The 16,835-nt window shown below is 52.9% G+C and carries 16 protein-coding genes and 1 riboswitch; all 16 genes read right to left on the reverse strand.

What is annotated here, in order from left to right; genetic code table 11:
- Window positions 1-4: 4 nt before the first annotated feature.
- The 16 genes from AC0MA3_RS25120 to AC0MA3_RS25195 all read right to left on the reverse strand — a co-directional run bounded on the left by AC0MA3_RS25120 (window position 5) and on the right by AC0MA3_RS25195 (window position 16,493).
- Window positions 5-955, reverse strand: a complete 951-nt coding sequence (locus AC0MA3_RS25120; protein WP_379163426.1) for an ROK family glucokinase — start codon at window positions 953-955, stop codon at window positions 5-7.
- Between the two features lie 259 nt (window positions 956-1,214).
- Complete coding sequence (locus AC0MA3_RS25125) at window positions 1,215-2,483, reverse strand: DUF438 domain-containing protein (protein ID WP_474658189.1); 1,269 nt, start codon at window positions 2,481-2,483, stop codon at window positions 1,215-1,217.
- Window positions 2,484-2,525: 42 nt separating this feature from the next.
- Window positions 2,526-2,753 (reverse strand): DUF1858 domain-containing protein, encoded by a 228-nt coding sequence (locus AC0MA3_RS25130; protein ID WP_474658190.1) that lies wholly within the window; start codon window positions 2,751-2,753, stop codon window positions 2,526-2,528.
- Window positions 2,754-2,981: 228 nt separating this feature from the next.
- Window positions 2,982-4,676 carry a phosphomethylpyrimidine synthase ThiC gene (gene thiC / locus AC0MA3_RS25135; RefSeq protein WP_474658191.1) on the reverse strand — a complete coding sequence of 565 codons (1,695 nt, stop codon included), beginning with the start codon at window positions 4,674-4,676 and terminating at the stop codon, window positions 2,982-2,984.
- A gap of 115 nt (window positions 4,677-4,791) precedes the next feature.
- Window positions 4,792-4,898: riboswitch (TPP riboswitch) on the reverse strand.
- A 69-nt stretch (window positions 4,899-4,967) separates the two neighbouring features.
- Window positions 4,968-5,921, reverse strand: coding sequence for a thioredoxin-disulfide reductase (gene trxB, locus AC0MA3_RS25140; protein WP_379163417.1), 954 nt, complete (start codon window positions 5,919-5,921; stop codon window positions 4,968-4,970).
- Between the two features lie 19 nt (window positions 5,922-5,940).
- Entirely contained in the window at window positions 5,941-7,674 is a 1,734-nt protein-coding gene (locus AC0MA3_RS25145) for a tetratricopeptide repeat protein (RefSeq protein ID WP_474658192.1), read from the reverse strand.
- A gap of 211 nt (window positions 7,675-7,885) precedes the next feature.
- Window positions 7,886-8,836, reverse strand: a complete 951-nt coding sequence (locus tag AC0MA3_RS25150) for a ribose-phosphate diphosphokinase (protein ID WP_379163411.1) — start codon at window positions 8,834-8,836, stop codon at window positions 7,886-7,888.
- A 23-nt stretch (window positions 8,837-8,859) separates the two neighbouring features.
- Window positions 8,860-9,687: a histidinol-phosphatase HisJ gene (hisJ, locus tag AC0MA3_RS25155; RefSeq protein ID WP_474658193.1), complete on the reverse strand. Its 828-nt coding sequence runs from the start codon at window positions 9,685-9,687 to the stop codon at window positions 8,860-8,862.
- 16 nt (window positions 9,688-9,703) lie between these two features.
- Window positions 9,704-10,408, reverse strand: coding sequence for a bifunctional phosphoribosyl-AMP cyclohydrolase/phosphoribosyl-ATP diphosphatase HisIE (gene hisIE / locus AC0MA3_RS25160; protein WP_474658194.1), 705 nt, complete (start codon window positions 10,406-10,408; stop codon window positions 9,704-9,706).
- Entirely contained in the window at window positions 10,405-11,163 is a 759-nt protein-coding gene (hisF, locus tag AC0MA3_RS25165) for an imidazole glycerol phosphate synthase subunit HisF (RefSeq protein WP_474658195.1), read from the reverse strand. Before hisF ends, hisIE begins: the two co-directional genes overlap by 4 nt.
- A gap of 38 nt (window positions 11,164-11,201) precedes the next feature.
- Window positions 11,202-11,936 (reverse strand): 1-(5-phosphoribosyl)-5-[(5-phosphoribosylamino)methylideneamino]imidazole-4-carboxamide isomerase, encoded by a 735-nt coding sequence (gene hisA / locus AC0MA3_RS25170; protein WP_379163402.1) that lies wholly within the window; start codon window positions 11,934-11,936, stop codon window positions 11,202-11,204.
- Window positions 11,937-12,004: 68 nt separating this feature from the next.
- The gene (hisH, locus tag AC0MA3_RS25175) at window positions 12,005-12,628 is read right to left on the reverse strand and encodes an imidazole glycerol phosphate synthase subunit HisH (RefSeq protein ID WP_474658196.1); all 624 of its coding nucleotides are present in this window, start codon (window positions 12,626-12,628) and stop codon (window positions 12,005-12,007) included.
- A gap of 1 nt (window position 12,629) precedes the next feature.
- A complete protein-coding gene (hisB, locus tag AC0MA3_RS25180; RefSeq protein WP_379163396.1) occupies window positions 12,630-13,241 on the reverse strand; it encodes an imidazoleglycerol-phosphate dehydratase HisB in 612 nt (203 codons plus the stop codon).
- Window positions 13,231-14,538 carry a histidinol dehydrogenase gene (gene hisD / locus AC0MA3_RS25185; RefSeq protein WP_379163393.1) on the reverse strand — a complete coding sequence of 436 codons (1,308 nt, stop codon included), beginning with the start codon at window positions 14,536-14,538 and terminating at the stop codon, window positions 13,231-13,233. The genes hisB and hisD overlap by 11 nt, the downstream gene beginning before the upstream one ends.
- Before the next feature lie 23 nt (window positions 14,539-14,561).
- Window positions 14,562-15,218: an ATP phosphoribosyltransferase gene (hisG, locus tag AC0MA3_RS25190; RefSeq protein ID WP_379163390.1), complete on the reverse strand. Its 657-nt coding sequence runs from the start codon at window positions 15,216-15,218 to the stop codon at window positions 14,562-14,564.
- 57 nt (window positions 15,219-15,275) lie between these two features.
- Window positions 15,276-16,493, reverse strand: coding sequence for an ATP phosphoribosyltransferase regulatory subunit (locus AC0MA3_RS25195; protein WP_379163387.1), 1,218 nt, complete (start codon window positions 16,491-16,493; stop codon window positions 15,276-15,278).
- Window positions 16,494-16,835: the final 342 nt, after the last annotated feature.

The raw sequence follows: 16,835 nt of genomic DNA on the forward strand, positions 1-16,835 counted from the left end.
CTGCTTAAGAACGCAGCAAAAGACCTGCAGCGCCAATAATACCCGCATCATTACCGAGCTCGGCCGGAACGATGGTCACTCCGGTCTGCAGCGGAGCCGGGGCCAGCTTTGCGAATACGCGTCGAACCTCTTCAAACAGAATATCTCCGGCTTTGGAGACCCCGCCCCCAACGATGAACACCTCTGGATTCAGTACCGCTGCGACAGCAGCCATGGATTTGCCCAGATAGAACGCAGCACGGTTCACAATCCGCAAAGCAACTTCATCTCCGGCTTTGGCGGCATCAAATACCTCTTTGGCGGCAATTTTCTCCACCATGGACAGGGAAGTGCGGTCGCCGCGGCTAACAGCATCATTTGCCATACGAATAATACCGGTTGCAGAGGAAACGGTCTCCAGACAACCCATGTTGCCGCAGCCGCATTGGATAGCTTCCAGATCAGGCACTACAGAAATATGACCAAGCTCGCCCGCAAGTCCGGCAAATCCTTGATACACTTTGCCATTAATAATGATTCCGCCGCCGACACCTGTGCCCAGCGTGTAGCAAACACAGTTCTCTACACCACGTCCCGCTCCGCTCCAGGCCTCGCCCAGCGCAGCCACATTCGCATCATTGTCTATTTTGACGGGCTTGTTCAAACGACCCTCCAGAATGGCACGGATCGGCACATCTCTAAAACCTATGTTAGGCGCAAGAATGATGATTCCTTCACGAATATTCGTAAACCCGGCCAGGCCCGCTCCTACACCGGCAAGCTGATCCCAAGAGTACGGGGATTCTTCCACAATCTGACGCACATACTTTTCGATATTATCGATGACAGCATCGACGCCATCGGCTGTCCCCGTAGGTCCCTCAAAGGTATGCAGCAGGTTCCCCTCGGCATTGCAGATTCCAACCTTAATCGTGGTTCCACCTAAATCCACGCCAACGTAGATACTTTCAGACATGTAACAAGCCACCTTTTTCTATGCTAAAATAGTTAATCCTACGTACCCACTATAATAGAAGGTATCCCTGCGGTCAAGGAAAGGCGGTACACCCGGCTATATGAAGAGTCTTGTATTTTTTTATAACAAAAAGTGCGGCTTTAAGAGAATCTGAAAAATTCCTGTTTTTATGAAAAAGGCCTCTTGCCTATGCGGCAAGGGGCGGATCAATCAGCATAAATTCAAGGCGGTGGACGGAGGGTAGTACGAATGTAGACAGCTACTCCGACAAAATCCGTTTCTGTCCCTCCAACGCGCGGATCGGGGCAATGTTCTGGGTGAATTCAAGGGTGCCCATGTAACGGCCCGCTTCGTCACGTACTGCGAAATAACGAATGTAGATAAATTTATCCTTTATGGCAATCCAGAAATCCTCGGCGTCTTTGCGGCCTGCCTTGAAATCCTCCAGCAGCTTCTCAACGACATGCACGCTTTGCGGCGGATGGCAGTTCTGCACCGTGCGGCCAATAACAGCCTTAGTGCGGGCGAAGATCCGTTCTTTGCCATGGGAGAAGTAACGAACAACATCATTTTCATCGATAAATGTCAGATCGACGGGCAGATGATTCAGCACGGTTTCCAGCTGATGCAGAGACAACAGGCCCGTCTCGAAGCGGATAAAGCCTTGAGGTGATAAGCCTTCTTTTCCATCTTCTGTGCTTTGCGCAACTGCCCCCTCCGGCTCTGCAGCACGCTCAGGAATCCACTCCCGCTCTGGAGCAGTCAGGCAGAAGCCAATTTCATCGCTTTCGCGGGCGATTTTGACCCATTCATCTTCAGTCAGTTTATCGAGCGCCATCGGCAGCAGAATATTTTCTTCCTTAAAGATCATTTCATTTACTTCCTGGATAATGTTCGTAAGCAGAGCTCCAACCTCTGCCGCTTCCCCGTTGTACGCACTGAGCGCTGCCTTGGCTTGTTTGATCATGCCGCGGATCCCATCATCCACTCCCCACATCACTTTGGTTGGGCCATAAATACCGTATTTCTCAAGGTAAGGGAACAGCAGATTTTCTTTGCGGCTGTAGTGCTTGTCGAGATCAAGCAGCAGGCTCAGATCCTCCAGCAGCTTGAAGATCATCTCTTCGCTGTCGTTTCTTTGGAATTTATCGGCATGCAGCTGCATACGGAAGTTCACCAGCCGCTCAATCTCACGGTTCTCCAGCTTGAAGGTGTGGACGGGATGTCCCGGCTGTTCCTCCGGCTTGGCAGAACGGTGAATCTCCTGGATCGATCCTTTGAAAATGGCCGTGTGCACAGAGCACAGGCGCTGTACCTCCGTTACAGGAATTCCTTCCTCCGTCATCAGGGAATGCTCCATCGCAGAAATTTCCTCTACCGTGACATCACCTACCGCTTCTGCAAAACGCGCCTTGACTTCCTCTACACTTTTACCGGCATGCAATTCCTTAATAATCTCCTTAAGCATGGCTTGGCGGCGTGTCTGCTCAGGAATATCCATTTCACGGTTGTTAATCAGTTCACTCATCGTTCTCTCTCCTTCTCCATTCAATCTGTTTATCTTAGCGCTCTATTCAATAATCTCGAAGCCACGGCTCTGAAAAGCCAGCCGGACGGTTTCGCGATCCATTTTCTTCATTGTGATTCCTTTCGACAAGGTCATGAACCGGCCCGCCGTCTGCAGCATGCCAGGCTTGGTGATATCGCGGAACCCCAGCTCAACCATAATGTCTATGGCTTCCGGATAACGGCTGACCAGCTCGAATATGGACTCATCCATGTTAAGGTGTTTGCTCATTGCACTCTCCTCCTGCAGCTTGGCTTTCTACCAATTGATAACCTTTCTCAACAACAGCTTAGCATAGGGCACAGGGCCGAAGAGTGATTGCAGTCACTAAATTTTAAAGTAGTTGTAGAAGGACAAAGATAATTCATAACGTGAAGCGGATAACCTCTTATCTTCAGAAAAAAAGCTGTCCCCTTACGCCTGGCAGCGCGGGAACAGCCTTAAGTGGTCCGGCTTGGGTTATAGCATTTTGCTTAGCCTGGACGAATTACGGATATCATGCGAAATACGCATACTGCAGAATTTGGGCCCGCACATGGAACAGAAGTGCGCTGTTTTGGCACCCTCGGCTGGAAGAGTCTCATCATGGTACTCCAGCGCCCGCTCCGGGTCCAGCGAAAGGTGGAACTGGTCACGCCAGCGGAACTCGAACCGCGCCTTCGACAGGGCATTGTCCCGATCCTGCGCACCTGGATGACCTTTGGCCAGATCTGCAGCATGTGCGGCGATTTTGTAGGTAACGACTCCTTCGCGTACATCATTTTTGTTAGGCAGTCCCAGGTGTTCCTTAGGCGTGACGTAGCACAGCATCGCTGTCCCGAACCAGCCGATCATCGCCGCACCAATCGCAGAAGTAATATGGTCATAACCTGGTGCAATATCCGTGGTTAAAGGACCCAGTGTATAAAAAGGGGCTTCCTGGCAGAGCTCCAGCTGCTTATCCATATTCTCCTTGATCTTGTGCATTGGCACATGTCCCGGACCTTCGACCATTACCTGAACATCGTGTTTCCAGGCGATGGCTGTCAACTCTCCAAGCGTCTCCAGTTCAGCGAACTGTGCCTCGTCATTGGCATCGTCAATGGAGCCCGGACGCAATCCGTCCCCCAGGGAGAAGGCCACATCATAAGTCTTCATAATCTCGCAAATCTCTTCAAAATGTGTATATAAAAAGTTCTCTTGTTGATGTGCAAGACACCAGGCCGCCATAATAGAGCCGCCACGTGAGACAATTCCGGTCATTCTTCCGGCAGTAAGCGGAATATAACGCTTCAGCACCCCGGCATGAATGGTGAAGTAATCCACACCCTGCTCCGCCTGTTCGATCAGCGTGTCCCGGTACAACTCCCAGGTCAGATCCTCGGCGATTCCTTTTACTTTCTCCAGTGCCTGATAAATGGGTACGGTTCCGATCGGTACCGGTGAATTGCGGATAATCCATTCGCGGGTGGCATGAATTTTCGCACCGGTAGATAGATCCATAATCGTATCCGCACCCCAGCGGGTAGCCCATCTCATCTTCTCCACTTCCTCTTCAATGGAAGAAGAGACGGCGGAATTCCCGATGTTCGCGTTGATCTTAACCAGGAAGTTACGGCCTATGATCATTGGTTCACTCTCGGGATGGTTGATATTGGCCGGGATAATCGCTCGGCCGGCAGCGACCTCATCCCTTACAAATTCAGGCCGTGTATTCTCCCGAATCGCGATATACTCCATTTCTGGTGTAATCATCCCCAGCCGTGCATAGTGGAGCTGGGTGACATTACAGCCCTTACGTGCTCTTAAGGGATTCCGCCGCAAGCCGGTGAACCCTTCCGTTGACGCTCCGTCTGCAGCCAAACCGTAATCTCCAGGTTGAACGGCTCTGCCGGCGTATTCATCTGAATCCCCACGTTCCGCAATCCAGCTTAAGCGGTGCGCCGGCAGGCCCTTACGTACATCGGTCTGTGCAGCAGCATCCGTGTAAATCCCACTAGTATCATAGACACGCAGCGGCTCATTATCCTCTTCCCCCGCAATCCCTTCGGTACGGCTGAGACGGATCTCACGCATCGGGACCTGAATATCCGGGCGCGAGCCCTCTACATACACCTTGCGGCTTGCGGGGAATCCCGAAAGATCAACTTGTTCCTTTTTTGATGAATCTGACATTCTTATCTCCTCCTCAACGCTCTGTGAGCCATTTTAGATAAGATCAGCACGCAGCAAAAAGCCGCTCCACCTGGAGCGGCTTTATTCACGAACAGCCAATAAGGCTGTGCTCAAAAAAGGTCCGGCTCCACTTTCCTACGCTGGTATGATCCAGATCAGGTTCAAGGGTCCGGGAATTCAATTTCCCCGTCTCAGCCCATTCAGGCTCCCCTAGTGGGTATCTATCTAATTAAATACAATCTACGCTAGCAGGTATTTATTGTCAACCAAAAATTCGCTTAGTCCGCTCCGTTACTTATCCAGCGTTTCACTCCAGTCATGCACCATAGTGCCTTCCAGATACTTCTCAGCATCCATAGCAGCCATACAGCCGGTTCCTGCAGCCGAAATCGCCTGCCGATAACGCGTATCCTGAACATCCCCACAAGCGAATACGCCTGGAATGTTAGTTTCTGTTGTTCCTGGATTCACCACGATATAGCCGTTGGCATCTGTAGTAATCTGACCGCCGAGGAATGCCGTATTCGGTGTGTGGCCGATAGCAACAAATACGCCATCTGCTTCCACTAGCTCCTCAAGACCTGTATCATTGTTGCGGACCGTCAGCCCCTTCACCCCGGTATCCCCAACGGTAACTTCAAGCGGCGTGCGGTTCAGTGCCCAGGCCACTTTGCTGTTCTCACGCGCCCGGTCCTGCATAATCTTCGAGGCGCGCAGCTCCGGACGGCGGTGGACCAGGGTTACGCTGGAAGCGAATCGAGTGAGAAAGCTGGCTTCCTCCATCGCGGAGTCGCCGCCGCCGACCACAACAATCTTTTTGCCGCGGAAGAAGAATCCATCGCAGGTTGCACAAGTACTAACCCCGCGTCCGACATTCTCCTGCTCTCCCGGTATGCCGAGGTACCTTGCGGAAGCACCGGTTGATATAATCACCGACTCTGCTTCCAGCACACCCAGTCCATCAACGGTTACTTTGAAGGGGCGCTGCGAGAAATCCACAGCATCCACCCAGCCGTTCTTAAATTGAGCCCCAAAGCGTTCAGCCTGCTTACGCATGTTATCCATCAGATCCGGACCTAAAATACCTTCTGGAAAACCTGGAAAGTTCTCTACCTCTGTCGTTGTAGTCAATTGTCCTCCTGGCTGCAATCCTTCAATAACAAGGGGGCTGAGGTTGGCACGTGCCAGATAAATCGCAGCAGTCAATCCTGCCGGACCTGTTCCGATTACAATTGTTTTGTACATTAGCAAGTCCTCCTTAGGGTCAGATATTTTCCGTAAATGGCGGCAAAACGTCTGCTGCCGCCCCATCCTGCGTTAACCCGCATGCTTGATCAATACGCCGGGCATACCGGCTTACCGTCGAGACGGAAACGCCGTAGTGCTGGGCAGCCTCACGGTAGGTAACCGGATGACCATGCAGCTTGGCGGTTAAATACTCCAGAGCTGCACACCAGCCCTCCGCATGCCGGAACAAAGGAACATCCGGGTAGAGGCGGGCTATGAACTGCTTCCAGAGGAGCTCGGCATCCTTCTTCTGCGCAGTATCAAATCTGCGGTCCTGCACAGCAGCCATATGGTCCAAGATCCGTTGCCAGTCCTCTTTCCACTCCGGCGGTCCTTTATGGCCTGACACAACAGGGTCCTGCACAGCCCTCTGGATTCCGCCTTCCTCCGGACTGCCGCCGATCAGACGCTGCAGACTGAGAAGCGCAGCCTCCTGAAGCGGTTCTTGCTCCGATACTGCCTTCAATACTTCAGACATTTCATCATCTTCAATCCAGTGGAGCGCTTCGGTCACCTGAAGCTTCGTATTGGCATCACCATAACGTAGCGCCCAGAAGAATGACGCACGCAGCAACGGATTATTCTGCAGTTCCTCAGTGAAGCTGTCCGTATTGTTCTTCCACTGCTTCAACTGTTCCTGAAAAGGCAGCTGATAATTATAGCTTACTTGAGACAGTTGCCGATCCTCTGCTTGTGCCAGCTGCATCTGGGACAGGAAAAATTTCGGAACTGCTGATTCCGGGTCCAGTCTGGCGGCCATTTGCCAGCAGCGTACAGCCTCATTATGGAGCCCGCTGTTGCTGGCCGCGGCCGCGCAATAATGGTATAAACCGGCATCACCGCCGACCTCTTCATCCTTCAGCAGACGGCGAAAATGTCCGTATGCTGTTTTGTGCTTGCCCAATATGCCCATCGTAGTTGCCATCTTGAATACATGCTCCTGATGAAAAGGCACAGTCGCTTCAAGCATACGCACCAAGCCTGCAAGTTGGTCCTGATCGCCGGCATATTGCAGAAAAATAGCCATATTGCAGAGTGCATGCAGGTTACCCGGGTCCTGCTTCAGCACTTCGCCAAGGCATTCCTTGGCTTTGGCGAAGCGGCCCATATAGAAATAGGCAAGAGCCAGATTGTTATGTGCCGCCAGGAAGTCCGGGATGTTCTGGACAATCTCTTCAAGCAGCTTGACCGCTTGCGGAAATTTCCCTTCCTCCAAAAGACTCCGGGCTCTGTCATGCTCCACCACACCTTCCCGGCTGCGGATCCGGACTAACGGAGCGGGACGGTTCAACTCATACTGCAGCAGTTCCATCAGCTCTTCGGACTCGGCCAGGAACTCACCACTTGCATCCTCCTGAAGATAGGTGACCAGACTGCGTTCCGCCTCTTCAAAGCTTTCCATATTCGCATAGTTATTAGCCATATAGAAGTGGCATTCTGTCATAGAGGGGTCAATTTCCTCCAGAACATGAGTCAAGATTTCATTAGACGCCTCGTACTTCCCCATCTCCGATAATATACCCGCCATATTACAATGATTCACCGGGTTTTCCGGCTCATATTCAACAGCTTTGCTAAAATTCTTCAATGCCTTATCATATTGAAAGCGGTCCAATGACCGTACGGCTCTTTCAAAGAAAAAATTGGCATCCAGAGTGACGGGAATTACGTTACCATTCACCGCATTATTCTCTGAAGTTCTATCAATCATGGAAGCAAGGCACCTCCCTTTGTAAGCTTCCTTATCCACACAAAAATAGGAGAGCGGCAGCAAACGCCTGCCCGGGCTCCCACCTCAGTGCCGTCGTTTCCATTTTTGGTCCCGACTGTCTTCACACAGTATAACACATGTGACAGGGGGATTCTCAAGATTGGAAGGAGCTCACCAGGAGGAAAAAGCTTCAAACAAAAAAACGCAGGAATTAAATCCCCGCGTCTCTGAACAGCTTATCAATTGAACCGCCTTCAATAATAATGCGTGTGGCTTCAGCCAGCATAGGTGCTACGGAAAGCACAGTGAACCGGCTGGAATGATCATCCGGCAACGCAATGGAATCGGTAACGACAATTTCTTCTATATTGGGATGAACCATACGGCTTAGAGCATCTCCTGAAAAGAGTCCATGGGTGGCACACACGATACTGTTCTTCGCCCCCCGCTCCTTCAGGCCTTCCACCACATTTACAATCGTGGTCCCCGTATCGATCAGATCTTCAATAATGATAGGCGTCCGTCCTTCTACATCCCCAATCACATGCGTAATCACGGATTCGTTGTGAGCCGGGCGCTTCTTGATCATGATAGCAAATGGTGAATCCAGACGGCTGGCCAGCTTCTCTGCCATGGAGGCACGTCCTGCATCTGGAGACACAACAACCAGGTCGGACAAGCCTTTAACCTTCAGATATCCGCTGATCAGATCAAGGGCCGTCAAGTGATCTACCGGAATGTTGAAAAACCCCTGAATAGCCGCCGCATGCAGGTCAATGGTGATTACGCGGGTTGCCCCTGCGGTTGTAAGCACATCCGCCACCATCTTGGCTGATATCGGCTCGCGCGGCGCAGACTTGCGCTCCTGTCTGGCGTAACCGTAGTAAGGTACAATAATATTAACCGTTCTTGCTGATGCCCGCTTAGCTGCATCGATCATGACAAGCAGCTCTACGAACAGCTCATTAATAGGATGAGCGAGGGATTGCACCAAAAATACGTCACAGTTCCGGATGCTCTCTTCATAATGCACATAAATTTCGCCGCTCTTGAAGCGGGTCAGCTTAATCTGGCCCAGCGGTGCGCCCAGACGCTCCGCAATATCAGCGGCCAGCTTCGGATTCGACGAACCGGAAAAAATACGTAATTGATGATGATGCATAGTACCCTCCTGGGGATCAAAATTTATAGTTCAAACGGAACCAATGTACGAACACGATTCTCAAACACAGCCAATTCGCGGAAACCTGTGCGCCACAGCAAGCTGCGGGCTTCCGGCAAACCGTCTCCCAGCTTCAACGGGTCGTGGGCGTCAGAGCCTAAGGTAAGCGGGATGTCCAGCTCGAGTGCCTGCTGCAGCACATGCTCAGCGGGAAACATCTCTGCGCAGGGCTTGGTAAGCCCCGAAGCATTAAGCTCCATCGCCATGCCGCTGCCTCCTATCGCCCTAAGCGTCTCCAGCTCCATCGCCCTCACCTCGGCCTGCCCCTCCGGTGTCTGCGGACCGTATCCAAACCGTTTGATAACATCCATATGTCCTATAATATCATATAATCCCGATAACGCCGACTTCCTTACAGCATCATAATAACGGCGGTAGACCTCCATTACATCCCGGCCTTCCCAACCGTGAGTCTGGCGAAAATCCGTAATGTCCCATTCTCCGAGAAAATGTACTGAACCGATCAAATAGTCCCAGGGATACGGTGCCAAAAGCTCACGGATCTGCTCATCATAACCTTCGATATAATCGGCTTCCAGTCCTACACGCAGCTCAATCCGTCCACGGTAACGCTCTTTCAGGCTCAGGCATTCATCCACGTAGCGGGGCAGCTCGGATAGCGGCATCGCCATCTCTGGGTAGTAGTTCTCCGGGTCCACATGAATAAGCGGCAGGTGATCAGACAAACCGAGATGCTCCAGCCCCAGTTCAATCCCCCGCTGTACGTACTGTTCAAGGGTTCCAACCGCATGTCCGCAGCGTTCATGGTGGGTATGGTAATCAATACGCATGGCTGAAGGCTCCCTCCTAATCGCGGCGCGGCCGTTCATGGCGGGCGCTCAGTTCCTCCATAATCTCATCCAGCGGAAGCTTGCGCTCCTGCAGCAGCACCAGCAGATGGTAGATCAAATCACTGACTTCAAGCCGCAGCTCGGCATTGTCCTTATTTTTGGCGGCGATAATCGTTTCTGAGGCCTCTTCGCCCACCTTTTTCAGGATTTTATCAACCCCTTTATCGAACAGGTAGGTTGTATAAGCACCTTCCGGCCGTTCAGCTTCCCGCTCGGCAATTACCCGTTCCAGTTCGCCAAGAACTGCAAAACGCGCACTGTCGCTCAGCGCTTGCCGATCCGTAGCTGCTGCTGACGTATGGCTCAGTGGAAGCTCGCGGAAGAAACAGGAGGTTTCGCCTGTATGGCAAGCTGGTCCCTCCGGTACAACCTTCACCAGCAGCGTGTCGCTGTCGCAGTCATAATGGATGGAGGTAATCGCCTGGGTATTACCGGAGGTCCCGCCTTTATGCCACAGCTCGCTGCGTGAACGGCTCCAGAACCAGGTCTGTCCGCTCTCCAGCGACAGCTGAAGTGATTCTTTATTCATATAGGCAAACATTAGCACTTCCAGACTGTTCGCGTCCTGCACTACAGCAGGGAGCAGTCCAGCTTCATTCCAGCGGATGCCCTCTAATACTTCCTTTTGGCTCTGGGCGGTTATTTGCTCTGCTTCGCTCATCGGATCTCTACCCCTTTTTGCTTCAGATCTGCTTTTAAATCATGAATGGCAATTTCTTTATAGTGAAAAATCGTCGCGGCCAGTCCAGCGTCGGCCCTGCCTTCCGTAAATACATCATAAAAATGCTCCATCTTCCCCGCTCCCCCGGAAGCAATCACAGGAATGGTAAGCAGGTCGCTGACCGCAGCGGTCAGCTTCAGATCGAAGCCGTCCTTAGTGCCATCTGCATCCATGCTGGTCAGCAGAATCTCACCTGCTCCCAGCTTCTCAGCCTCCTTGGCCCAGGCCAGCGCGCGGATTCCTGTAGGCTTGCGCCCGCCGTGCGTGTATACTTCCCATTCGCCCCAAGCCTCATTATATTTGGCATCCATCGCCACTACAATGCACTGGGCGCCGAAACGCCGGGCTCCTTCGAGAATAAGCTGCGGATTGTTGACCGCTGCTGTATTGATGCCGATTTTGTCCGCACCCGCACGCAGGATGCGCTTCATATCCTCCGGAGTAGAGATTCCTCCACCCACTGTAAAGGGAATGGCGATTTCCCCTGCGGTCTGCCGCACAACTTCAACCATTGTGGCCCGGCCCTCCACAGAGGCGGAAATATCCAGAAACACAAGCTCATCGGCACCTTCCCGGTCATACAATGCCGCCAGCTCTACCGGATCCCCGGCATCGCGCAGATTCACAAAGTTCACGCCTTTGACTACCCGCCCGTCCTTTACATCCAGACAGGGAATGATACGTTTGGCTAACATGAAATCCCCCCTTTCCTTGGCTTTCGAGTGAAAACCTTTTATTTCCCGTTCAGAGCCTGTAAAGCTTCGGATAGATCTATATTGCCAGTATATAACGCTTTGCCGACTATCGCACCGCCGATGCCGCTGCCGCTATGTACGCTAAGGCGCAAGAGGTCGTCCAGACTTGTGACACCGCCCGAGGCGATCACGGTTTTACCGCTGCTAGCGGCCATGGACAAGATGCCCTCAATATTCGGACCCTGCATCATACCGTCACGTGAGATGTCGGTATAAATGAACGTTTCGGCACCTTTGGCTGCCAGCTCTTTGGCCAGATCCTCTGCACGAACCTCGGAGGTGTTCAGCCAGCCATGTGTAGCCACATAACCGCCCCGGGCATCGATGCCGATCGCAACCTTGTCGCCGTATTTGGCGAGCACTGCCTCAGTGAAGGCATGGTCATTAATCGCCGCTGTTCCGATAATGACACGGCTGACGCCGAGACCCAGCAGCTTCTCCACATCCGCAATCGTGCGGAGGCCTCCGCCTACCTGGACAGGGACACCCGCATTTTTGGCGATCGCCCCGATGATCGTATCATTAACAGGATGTCCGGCCTTGGCTCCGTCCAAATCCACGAGATGAATGAATTTCCCTCCCTGCTCTTCCCATGATCTGGCTACCTTCAACGGACTGTCGTTGTATATCGTTTCTTGGTTGTAATCCCCCTGTTGCAATCTGACACATTTCCCATCCCGGATATCAATCGCCGGATATACGATAAAAGACATGAGGTCTCCCACTTTCGCTACAATATAGTTATATAGAGAGTTGCATAATTTGAATATACAGAGTGGGCTTATTCCCGCTTACCCTTCAGTTGCAGGAAATTACCCAGCAGCTTCATTCCCAGCTCTCCGCTTTTCTCCGGATGAAACTGCATGCCGAATACATTCTCCCGGCCAACAATAGCCGTAACCGGATGCCCATAATCTGTGATGGCGAGCAGATCGCTCTGCTGAGCCATAACAGCATGGAACGAGTGGACAAAATACACATGGCCCGCTTCAAGATCCTTGAACAAAGGACTCTGTGGCTGTAAAAAGTCTAGCTTGTTCCAGCCCATATGCGGTACTTTGTAACCCTCGCGCGGCGCAAAACGGACCACCGAACCCTGCAGAAGATTAAGCCCTTCATGAGTGCCGTACTCTTCGCCGCTGCTGAACAGCAGCTGCATCCCGAGGCATATCCCCAGCACCGGCTGACCCGAAGATGCGGCTTCTTTGACCACAGTATCCAGCCCGGTCTCCCGCAGATGCTCCATTGCATCGCCGAATGCACCGACTCCCGGCAGAATGACGCTATCGGCAGCCAGAATCTCTCCGGCTTCACCCGTCACCAGACTTTGATACCCGAGTCGTTCCACCGCCTTGCTGACACTATGCAGATTGCCCATGCCGTAATCGACGATAGCAACGGTCATGCTACAGCACTCCCTTCGTGGAAGGCACACCCTTCACGCGCGGGTCAATCAGTGTCGCTTCATCCAAGGCCCGGCCCAGCGCTTTGAATATCGCCTCGATCATGTGATGGGTATTAGAGCCATAGTGCACAATCACATGCAGCGTAATCCGCGCCTCCAGGGCAAATTTCCACAGAAATTCATGCACCAGCTCTGTGGAGAAGCTCCCAACCTGCTGCGATGGATACGTAGCACGATACTCAAAATGCGGACGGTTACTGATATCGATAACCACCTGAGCCAGTGCCTCATCCATAGGGATGAAGACATTGGCGTAGCGCTTGATGCCTTTTTTGTCACCCAGCGCCTCACGAAGCGCCTGTCCCAGACAAATGCCGATGTCCTCTACGGTATGGTGATCGTCAATGTCAATGTCGCCCCGCGCCTGCACGGACAGATCAAACTGGCCATGCTTCGTAAATAAGTCCAGCATATGATTCAGAAACGGCACGTCCGTCTCCAGCTCTGAAACCCCGCTGCCATCCACGGCCAGAGAGAGCTTGATATCCGTTTCATTGGTTGTACGGCTTAGCCCCGCTTGGCGCACGGCCTGGTTCTCATTATTATTTTCCATTTCCGTCTCCACCCTTCGCTTCCATCTGCAATCTGACTTCTATCGCACGCGCATGGCCTTCCAGCCCCTCGCGGCGGGCTAGCTCGATAATTGTAGCCCCGTCCTTCAGCAATGCTTCCTTACTATAATAGATCAGGCTTGATTTTTTAATGAAATCATCCACATCAACCGGTGACGAGAACCGTGCTGTGCCATTGGTCGGAATAATATGATTCGGGCCGGCAAAATAATCCCCGACCGGCTCCGAGCTGTACGGGCCCAGGAAAATCGCTCCGGCATTCTCGATGCTGCCGAGCAGACCCATCGGGTCCCCCGTCACAATCTCCAGATGCTCGGGTGCAAGCCGGTTCACCACATCGACTCCCTCTGTCAGCGACTCGACGACGATGATCGCGCCGTAATTGTCTACAGAAGCGCGCGCGATGGCCTCGCGCGGAAGTTCTTGCAGCTGCCGTTCTACTTCGGCAGCAACAGCGTCCGCCAAGCGCTGCGATGGCGTAACCAGGATGGCCGAGGCCATCTCGTCATGCTCGGCCTGCGAGAGCAGGTCGGCCGCGACGTAGGCGGCCTCAGCAGTATCGTCGGCGAGCACGACGATCTCGCTCGGTCCGGCGATGCTGTCGATATCGACAGCGCCGTAGACCTCGCGTTTGGCCAGGGCCACGTAGATGTTCCCTGGCCCGCAGATCTTATCGACCGGCACGATAGACTCCGTGCCGAAGGCTAGTGCGGCGATCGCCTGCGCGCCGCCCACGCGGTAGATCTCGTTCACGCCGGCTTCGGCGGCGGCAACGAGAATGTAAGGATCGATGCCCTCCGTGCCGCCAGTCGACGGCGGAGTGACCATCACAATCTCCGGCACTCCGGCAATCTGAGCCGGAATCACGTTCATCAGCACCGAGGACGGATAGGCAGCCTTGCCGCCGGGAACGTATACGCCCACCCGCTTCAGCGGGCGGATGATCTGGCCGAGGATCGTGCCGTCCGGCTGCAGATCCATCCAGGAATTGCGTTTCTGCCGCGCATGGAACGCCCGGATGTTGGCGGCGGCAGCCCGGATCGCAGTTACAAAAGACTCCTCCACCCTGCCGTATGCAGCCTGGAGCTCCTCTGCAGTCACCCGCAGCTGTGCTGCAGTAAGTGCAGCGCCGTCAAACCGCTCCGTATAGCGGAGCAGGGCCGCGTCGCCCTCTTTTTTAATATCGGCCACAATTTCCTTCACGGCCTTATTCTGCTCAGGCGTTCCGTACTCTACTTCACGCTGAAGCTTAAAATCCTTGCTCGATTGAACCTTCACCGCTGCTTCCCCCTTTTACATCCTTAGCGTTCTACTCCGCCCGTTGCTGCTCCCGTTCCGGTGATAACCGCCTGGAGGCGGTCGCACAGCTGCTGGATCTCTTCATTCTTCATGCGGTAACTTACTCGGTTGGCCACAAGGCGGCTTGTGATCTCAAAGATGCTCTTCATCTCCACCAGCCCATTATCCTTCAGCGTCTGCCCGGTCTCCACCATATCCACAATACGGTCAGCAAGGCCGATTAGCGGCGCAAGCTCAATGGAACCATTCAGCTTCACCACTTCTACCTGCTGCCCCTGTTCGCGAAAATAACGTGAAGCCACATTTGGGTATTTCGTCGCCACCCGCTGCTGAATACCCGGCTGCCAGTTCGGCAGACCGATAATTGACATCCGGCAGCGCGCGATCCCCAGATCCAGCAGCTCGTAGACATCACGATTTTCCTCCAGAAGCACATCTTTGCCGACAATTCCAATATCCGCTACACCGTATTCTACATATGTAGGAACATCCACCGGTTTGGCCAGGATAAATTCCATTCCCGCTTCCGGCAATGAAATCACCAGCTTGCGCGACTCTTCACCATCGGGTGGAATCGGCAGTCCCGCTTGACGGAACAGCTCCGCCGCTTTATTGTAGATCCGGCCTTTCGGCATGGCCACCTTCAATATCTGCGCCATAATCATTGACCTCCGTCTCCATATCTTTGCCTATACACCTGTATATTAAGTTAACCCTCAGCCATGCTCACTAACAAAAGAAACGAATGTATAAATCTCTCCGTATGACTCGCCTTCCGCTTCAACCACATTTGGGTCCAGGCGCTTCACTACCTTCAGATCACTAGCCTCATTGGCCAGCCGCGTCACCACAACATGTCCTTCAGCCCGCAGCCGTGCTGCTTCCTCCAGGCCTTCCTTGCGCCGGAGCGCGTCATACTGGATCAGAATCGGAAGCTCTTCCTCTTCCGGCACGCCGGTTACTCCGTCCAGAATACGGTTCGTCTTCAAGGAGAATCCGGTGGACGGAATAGGCCGCCCGAATTGCTGCAACAGATTGTCATAACGGCCACCACTGCACACCGGGAATCCAAGCTCCGAGGCATAGCCTTCGAATGTCATCCCCGTATAATAGGAGAAGTCTCCAATCATCGTCAGATCAATCAGCACATGCTGGGAGACTCCGTAAGACACCAGTACCTCCCATACCTTACATAGATGCTCAATGGAGGTGCGGGCCAGCGGATGGTTGCTGAGTTCCAGAGCCTGACTGCAGATTTCCTTGCCACCCCGCAGCCGTAGCAGTCCGTCCAGTTCACTCTTCTGCGCCTCGGTCAGCGAAAGCTGGCGAAGCGTCTCTCGGAAGGCCACATAATCACGGTTTAGCAAATGATTCTTCAGTTCCTCCTGTGCTTCCGGAAGACCGTCCACCGCTTCTTGAAACAGGCCGTCTAGGAAGCCGACATGCCCCATGGCGATTTTGAAGGACTTTACCCCCGCCGCCTGCAGCGAGGAAATCGCCAGCGCTACAACCTCGGCATCGGCCTCCGGTGAATCATCCCCGACAAGCTCTACTCCGGTCTGGAAGAATTCTGCTTCCCGCCCCGCTTCTTCCTCAATGGCCCGGAATACATTGGCGTGATAGGACAGGCGGAGAGGCAACGGCTCGTCTTTTAACAGTGAAGAAACCACACGCGCCACCGGTGCAGTCATCTCCGAACGCAGCACTAGTGCCTGCCCGCGGTTGTTAAGTAATTTATAGAGCTTCTGGTCCGAAGTGGAGCTAGCCACCCCGACCGTATCGTAATATTCCAAAGTAGGCGTAATCATCTGCCGGTATCCCCAGCGGCTCATGCAGTGCAGCACATCATTTTCGATCTTGCGCAGTTTGGCCACTGCACGCGGGAGATAATCACGTACGCCGGCCGGCTTCTCGAATCCCTTTGGTTTGGACATCTTCATTGGTCACCTCGTCAGATATCATCAATAAGTAAGTGTAAACACTTTACTATGGTACAGTGGTAGTAAAGTAAAGCAATGGCAATATCGTATCACGGACTATCCCTTACGTCAATTGAAGCTTTGATATAAGAATAGCATAATTGTTTACATATAGAGTAAGTTCAGATTTTTATATGCTGCAGCCAGCCATTCTTCCTATGTGTGTGTCAACCAGAGCTCATTCACCACAATATAAACCGCTTACAAATTTACTCTTTACAAATGATTAACCGCAGTAGTATGATACAAACAAAGTTGTATACAAGTACACAAGATAGTCTAAAATAATCTGCCAAG

Source organism: Paenibacillus sp. LS-5, assembly GCF_056121505.1.